We start from the raw sequence: 5,350 nt of genomic DNA, 5'->3' as shown, positions 1-5,350 counted from the left end.
CCGAGCGATCCATCCCGGCCTTATGGGACGCCATCGGCCGCCTCATCGACCTCGTCACGCCAAACGAAGCCGCAAATTTCTTCGCCGCGGCTGGGTATGAGCCGGATTAAACCGAAAATGCTCTAGAAAACGCGGGCCGGTTCAGTCGGACTTGACCCATATCTCTGATGAAGACCTCAGCCGCCCCCTGCCTCGTTCAAAGCGGCGAATTCCGCGTCGCTTAGCGTGAGAGCCGCCGCCCCGACATTTTCCTCCAGATGCGTTACCTGTGCCGTGCCGGGGATCGGCAGGATCACCGGACTGCGCCGCAGCAGCCAAGCGAGTGCGACCTGGCCCGGCGTCGCGCCGTGCGCTTTCGCGATGCTATCCAAATGCGAGCCAGGCCCCACCAGGCGACCCGCGGCAAGCGGGAACCACGGGATGAAACCGATGCCCTCCCTCTCGCAGTAATCGACGACGTCCTCGCTGCTGCGGTCCGCGAGATTGTAGAGGTTCTGCACCGTCGCCACCGGAAAGAACCGACGGGCAGCTTCAATCTCCGCGACATCTACCTGGCTCAGCCCGGCATGCCGGACGATCCCTCGTTCGATGAGGCCGGCGACAGCTGCGAACTGGGCGTCGCGCGACACACTCGGGTCGATCCGGTGAAGCTGCCACAGGTCGATGATCTCGACGCCGAGTCGCCGGCGACTGCCTTCCGCCTGCCTGACAAGATAATTCGGGTCGCCATAGGGCCGCCATTGATCCGGGCCGGGGCGGGTGAGGCCACCCTTGGTGGCGACATTCACTCCGCCATATGGGTAGAGAGCCTCGCGGATGAGATCCTCCGAAACGCCAGGGCCATAGGAATCGGCAGTGTCGATGAAGTTGACGCCGAGTTCGGGCAGCCGCCGCACGGTCTCCAGGGCGCCTGCCCTGTCCTTTGGTGGCCCCCATATTCCCTGACCGGTGAGCCGCATGGCGCCGAAGCCCAGGCGGTTGATCACCAGATCGCCGCCGATGGCGAAGGTTCCGGACTTCGCTGCGTCGAGCGTGTTCATGTCACGTCCTCCTGCGGTTTCCCTGGCGTCACGCGGCCAGCCGAGCGTTGAGCACCCGCAGCTGCGTCATGTCTTCCATTCCTTCGATGCCGTTCTGCAGGCCGATTCCGGACTGCTTGGCGCCGCCGAATGGCACATCGAACGGCAGCGACATGTGCTGGTTCACCCAGATCGTTCCGGTTTCCATCCGGCGGGCGATGGCGATGCCGCGGCGAACGTCACCAGTCCAGATCGTGCCGCCCAGACCGTAGTCGCTGTCATTCGCCCGCGCGATGGCGTCGTCGAGATCATCATAGAGTTGTACCGGGAGGACCGGGCCAAATTGCTCCTCCCGAACCAGCCGGGCCCTATCGGGGAGCCCGGTGACGATGGCGGGGCGGATGAAGAAGCCGTGGCCGGTGGGCTCACCACCTGTGAGGACGTTGCCGCCCTCGTCACGGGCAGACGCAATTAACTCCAGCACCTTGTCGTACTGCATGCGGTTCTGCAGCGGCCCCATGGTTGTCTTAGGGTCCATCCCGTCGCCTAGCACCGCCGCGGCCGCATGCTGCGCCAGTGCGCCGGCGACAGCATCGAACAGGCGGCGGGGGGCATAGACGCGCTTGGCGGCATAACAGACCTGCCCGGCATTGATCATAGCCGACGCGAAGATGCGGTCCGCCGCCCATTCGGGATCGGCATCGTCCAGCACGATAGCCGCATCATTCCCGCCAAGCTCCAGCGTGAAGCGCTTCAGCGTGCTGGCTGCGGCGCCCAGCACCTTCTTGCCCGTGGGGGTCGAGCCGGTGAAGCTCACATGCGCAACGTCGGGATGGCTGGTGAGAAGCGGGCCGAGATCATTGGCATCGACCAGCGTCTGCACCACCCCGGCCGGGAATATCTCCGCGGCGAGCTCGCCGAGCAGCAGCGTGCTGAGCGGCGTGCTGGGTGCCGGCTTGATGATGAGCGTGTTGCCGGTGATCAGGGCCGGTCCGAATTTGAAGGCCAGCAGCGTTATCGGCCGGTTCCACGGCATAATCGCGACCACCACGCCCTGCGGGTAACGTTGCTCGACGATCAGTTCCTGATCGGTCTGGCGGAGGACGCGGTCCTCCAGCTTCTGCGCGGCGAAATGGCGGATCGCGGCCGTCGCGCGCTCGACTTCGACGCGGCAATCGGCGATGGGGCCACCGCGCTCGCGCGTCAGCGTCTCGGCGATGCGGTCGCGGTTGGCGGCCATCGCATCCGCCATCCGTTCGAGATAGGGGCGCCGGCCGTCATAACTGAGTGCCGTCCAATGGGCGAGTGCGCGCTTGGCGGCGGCGATGGCCCGCTCGGCCTGCGCCGCATCGGCACGCGGCGCCTGGGCGAAGACGGCGGCGCGTGTCGGATCAATGACGTCGAGGGACTGAGCGCCAGCGACGAGCCGGCCGTCGATAAGGAGACGATGGGACATGGAATGCCTCGAAATGTGAACGCCTTCCTTTTCAGGGCAAGGAAAGCGGCCCTGCCGCGAAGCCCTTGAACTCAGCGGCGGCGCAACGGCGCAGGCGGTTCAAGGAAGCAGTCCCGCTTTGCTAGTGCGCTGGTCTCGATCTCAACCTCGACCAACAGCTCGCGGGCGGTCGCCACGAGGACAAGCCAGGCCCCCGCTAGCAGCGCAACATCCTTCAGCACGAGCCGTCCCGCACCCGAAAGATAGGGAAAGCCGTGCTCCGCATCACCGAGTGCCGCTACCCAGGCTTCAGGCGTTGTGATGAGGAAGGAGAGCGTGACAAAGGGCGTCGCGAAAGCGAGGGCGGCGCCGACGAGACCGAGCTTGCGGCTCCAGAGACCGGTAAGGGTCAGGCCTCCGATGACAAGCTCGACCGTACCAAGTCCGCGCGAGAAGCCATAGGTGTTGTTGGCGGTCTGCCAGGCACGCTTGGCGGGGTCGAGTTCACCCTCATGGGTGAGATGCGCCTTGTAGCCCGCCGGCTCGTTGTAGAAGAACGACATGAAGGGGCTGTTCGCCACGAAGGGCGTGATGCTGTCGGCCTCATAGGGCACGAATTTCAGGGCACCGATCCAGAGAAAGATAATCGCGATGGCCACCTTCATAGCGGCGATGCCGAGACGGAAGGACAGTGGGGCCGCGATGAGCGTCAGAGTCTGCCGATAAAGCGCGTACATGGCGAGGCCTCAGATTTCGCCGGCCGCAGCGACCGCGTCCAGGGTGCGGGTGGAATAGACAAGGGCGGCGCCGGCGTTGAGGGCGACGGCCACCCCGAGAGCCTCGGCGATTTCCTCACGCGTGGCGCCGAGCTTGAGGGCCTGCTGGCCATGGACGGTGATACAGCCGTCACAGCGCAGCGTGACCGCGCAGGCAAGCGCGATCAGCTCACGCGTCTTGGCATCGAGATGGTTTGTCTTCCCGCCCGCTGCGCCAAGCTGCACATAGCCGCGCACCGTATCGGGGCTGAGCTTGCCCACCTCGCCGACCCCTACGAGAACCTGGTCGCGATACGTATTCCAGTCCATCATGTGCATATCATTAAGTCTCCGCTGTCTGCGGGAGACTTAATAGCCGCCCTCCTCGTTTCGTTAGGACGTAAAAGACGGCTTTTCAGCCATGCCGTGCGATATGAATACTTATTCAGCTGAGAGGGTTTGGCAGGTCGCTGTTTTTGCTGAGATTTTCACGGACGATGCCGAGATCAGCACACGATTGCGGATTGGCACGAAGGCGTTGCGCGCCGCGAATTAAAGCAAAGGGCGCGTCCTGTTGGTGCGGACCCGCCCTTTTGTAAGCTGGTACTGATTATCGAGGTTATACCCTGCCGGTGAGACGATGCACCGTCTCGTCTGTGCTCCACACGGCATTGGCCATGAAGCGGAAATTGATGAGGGCCGCGAGGTAGCCATCACCGTCCGGCAGCTTGGGCGCGGCGACCGCATCACGCACCACGGCCACCTCGAAGCCGGCCTCGAGCAGATCGCGCATATGCGATTCAACGCACATATTGGCCAGCATCCCGGCGAGGATCACCTGATTGATCCCCTGTTTGCCGAGCTGGAGCTTCAGGTCGTTGGCCTGGGGACCGTACAATTTGTGCGGCGAGCAGATGATGGTCTTGCCGTCCTCGATAAACGGCTTGAACTCCTCCATGAAATCCGCCCCCGAGGCGCGGAAGCCTTCTACCGTGTAGGGGCCCTTGCGATCGAAGGCGCCCACATCGTGCTGGAATTTCTCCAAGGGCGCTTGCCAGCGCCAGTGGTGGTCCCAGCAATAATAGTAGTGCGGCGAGACCGCGACCGTGATGCCCGACTGCTTGGCGGCGGTGAACAGTTCCACCAGGTTGGGAACCAGATTGTTCTCGGTGACGCTTTCGCCGACGGCGGGCCAGGCGAGTCCCTTCGGGCTCATCACATCGACCTGCGGATCGATGACCACCAGCGCCGTGCGGGCGAGATCCAGCGTCATCTCCATCTTCGGCAGCACGGGGGTCTCGGTGTCGGCATAGAGCGCTGCCGAGTTCGGGGGATAGTTGGGCTTCATTGCGGAGCTCCGATGGGGTGATGGGAAGATCAGGGCGCGGGGGCGGGATCGTCGAGCGTCACCATGCCCCGCCCTTCGGCGACGAGCGCGGCTCGCACGGAGGGCCGCTCGCCCACACGTCGCAAAAGCGCGCCAAGACGTGGCAGGCTCGTAATGTCGATACCGTAGAAACGCGTCCAGCTGGCGATGACGAAGAGGTAGGCATCCGCTGCGGTGAAGGTCTCCCCGGTAAGAAACGGTCCGGCAAGACCCTCCTCCACGAAGGACAGGCGTCCGCGGATGCGGGCGAGCACCAGTTCGCGCATCGGCGCGTCGATTTTCCAGTTGAGAGGAATGAAACTCTTGTGCAGCTCCGCCGCGACAAAGCTCTGCCATTCCATCACGCGGTAGCGCGCCAGCGTGCCCGCGGCGGGCATGAGATCCTCGCGGTCTGCGGCATCGCACACATACTGCGCGATGACGAGATTTTCCGTGAGCCTCTCTCCGGATGGCAGCTCCAGCAGCGGAACCATGCCGCGCGGCGCAATCTCCCGATAATCGCCGCCGTCCGCCCGCCGCTTCGCCGTGACGTTGATGACCTCAAGGTCGAACGGCGCACCGATCTCCCGCAGCAGGATATGGACGGAGAGTGAACTTGCTCCGGGATGGACGTAGAGTTTCACAGGGGTCACTCCATGGCGCGCAGCTTTGCCACGTCGTCCGGGGAGAGGGTCGAGGGCACCGCGCCGAAGCGGGCGGTGACGTAGTTGGCGACCGCTGCAACCTCCGCGTTTGAATAGGCCTTGCCGAAGGC

6 protein-coding genes and 1 pseudogene are annotated in these 5,350 nt (G+C 64.1%); 1 reads left to right on the top strand and 6 read right to left on the bottom strand.

Annotation, left to right across the window (positions count from 1 at the left end; genetic code table 11):
- Positions 1 to 110 (top strand): annotated as a pseudogene (locus tag VRZ77_RS21560) (IS630 family transposase); the annotation flags it as partial.
- 66 nt (positions 111 to 176) lie between these two features.
- On the opposite strand, the gene VRZ77_RS21555 reads toward VRZ77_RS21560, so the two are convergent.
- From VRZ77_RS21555 to VRZ77_RS21530, 6 genes are all read right to left on the bottom strand, one after another.
- A complete protein-coding gene (locus tag VRZ77_RS21555; RefSeq protein WP_414594617.1) occupies positions 177 to 1,040 on the bottom strand; it encodes an aldo/keto reductase in 864 nt (287 codons plus the stop codon).
- A 28-nt stretch (positions 1,041 to 1,068) separates the two neighbouring features.
- On the bottom strand, positions 1,069 to 2,475 hold the full coding sequence (locus tag VRZ77_RS21550) for an aldehyde dehydrogenase family protein (protein WP_414594616.1): 1,407 nt from the start codon (positions 2,473 to 2,475) through the stop codon (positions 1,069 to 1,071).
- A 71-nt stretch (positions 2,476 to 2,546) separates the two neighbouring features.
- On the bottom strand, positions 2,547 to 3,191 hold the full coding sequence (gene rclC / locus VRZ77_RS21545) for a reactive chlorine resistance membrane protein RclC (protein WP_414594615.1): 645 nt from the start codon (positions 3,189 to 3,191) through the stop codon (positions 2,547 to 2,549).
- A gap of 9 nt (positions 3,192 to 3,200) precedes the next feature.
- Positions 3,201 to 3,548, bottom strand: a complete 348-nt coding sequence (locus VRZ77_RS21540) for a carboxymuconolactone decarboxylase family protein (RefSeq protein ID WP_414594614.1) — start codon at positions 3,546 to 3,548, stop codon at positions 3,201 to 3,203.
- 280 nt (positions 3,549 to 3,828) lie between these two features.
- Entirely contained in the window at positions 3,829 to 4,557 is a 729-nt protein-coding gene (locus VRZ77_RS21535; RefSeq protein WP_414594613.1) for an isochorismatase family protein, read from the bottom strand.
- A gap of 29 nt (positions 4,558 to 4,586) precedes the next feature.
- A complete protein-coding gene (locus VRZ77_RS21530) occupies positions 4,587 to 5,219 on the bottom strand; it encodes a glutathione S-transferase C-terminal domain-containing protein (protein WP_414594612.1) in 633 nt (210 codons plus the stop codon).
- Between the last annotated feature and the right edge of the window lie 131 nt (positions 5,220 to 5,350).

Origin of the sequence: Ancylobacter sp. G4_0304 (assembly GCF_047501495.1) — a bacterium.
GTDB lineage: Bacteria > Pseudomonadota > Alphaproteobacteria > Rhizobiales > Xanthobacteraceae > Ancylobacter.
This window is presented reverse-complemented; position numbering and strand designations above follow the sequence as displayed.

What these genes read in the sequence shown, in the direction of transcription:
- VRZ77_RS21540 (WP_414594614.1), bottom strand. Translation starts at nt 3,548, where the DNA reads ATGCACATGATGGACTGGAATACGTATCGCGACCAGGTTCTCGTAGGG.
- VRZ77_RS21555 (WP_414594617.1), bottom strand. Translation starts at nt 1,040, where the DNA reads ATGAACACGCTCGACGCAGCGAAGTCCGGAACCTTCGCCATCGGCGGC.
- rclC (WP_414594615.1), bottom strand. Translation starts at nt 3,191, where the DNA reads ATGTACGCGCTTTATCGGCAGACTCTGACGCTCATCGCGGCCCCACTG.
- VRZ77_RS21535 (WP_414594613.1), bottom strand. Translation starts at nt 4,557, where the DNA reads ATGAAGCCCAACTATCCCCCGAACTCGGCAGCGCTCTATGCCGACACC.
- VRZ77_RS21550 (WP_414594616.1), bottom strand. Translation starts at nt 2,475, where the DNA reads ATGTCCCATCGTCTCCTTATCGACGGCCGGCTCGTCGCTGGCGCTCAG.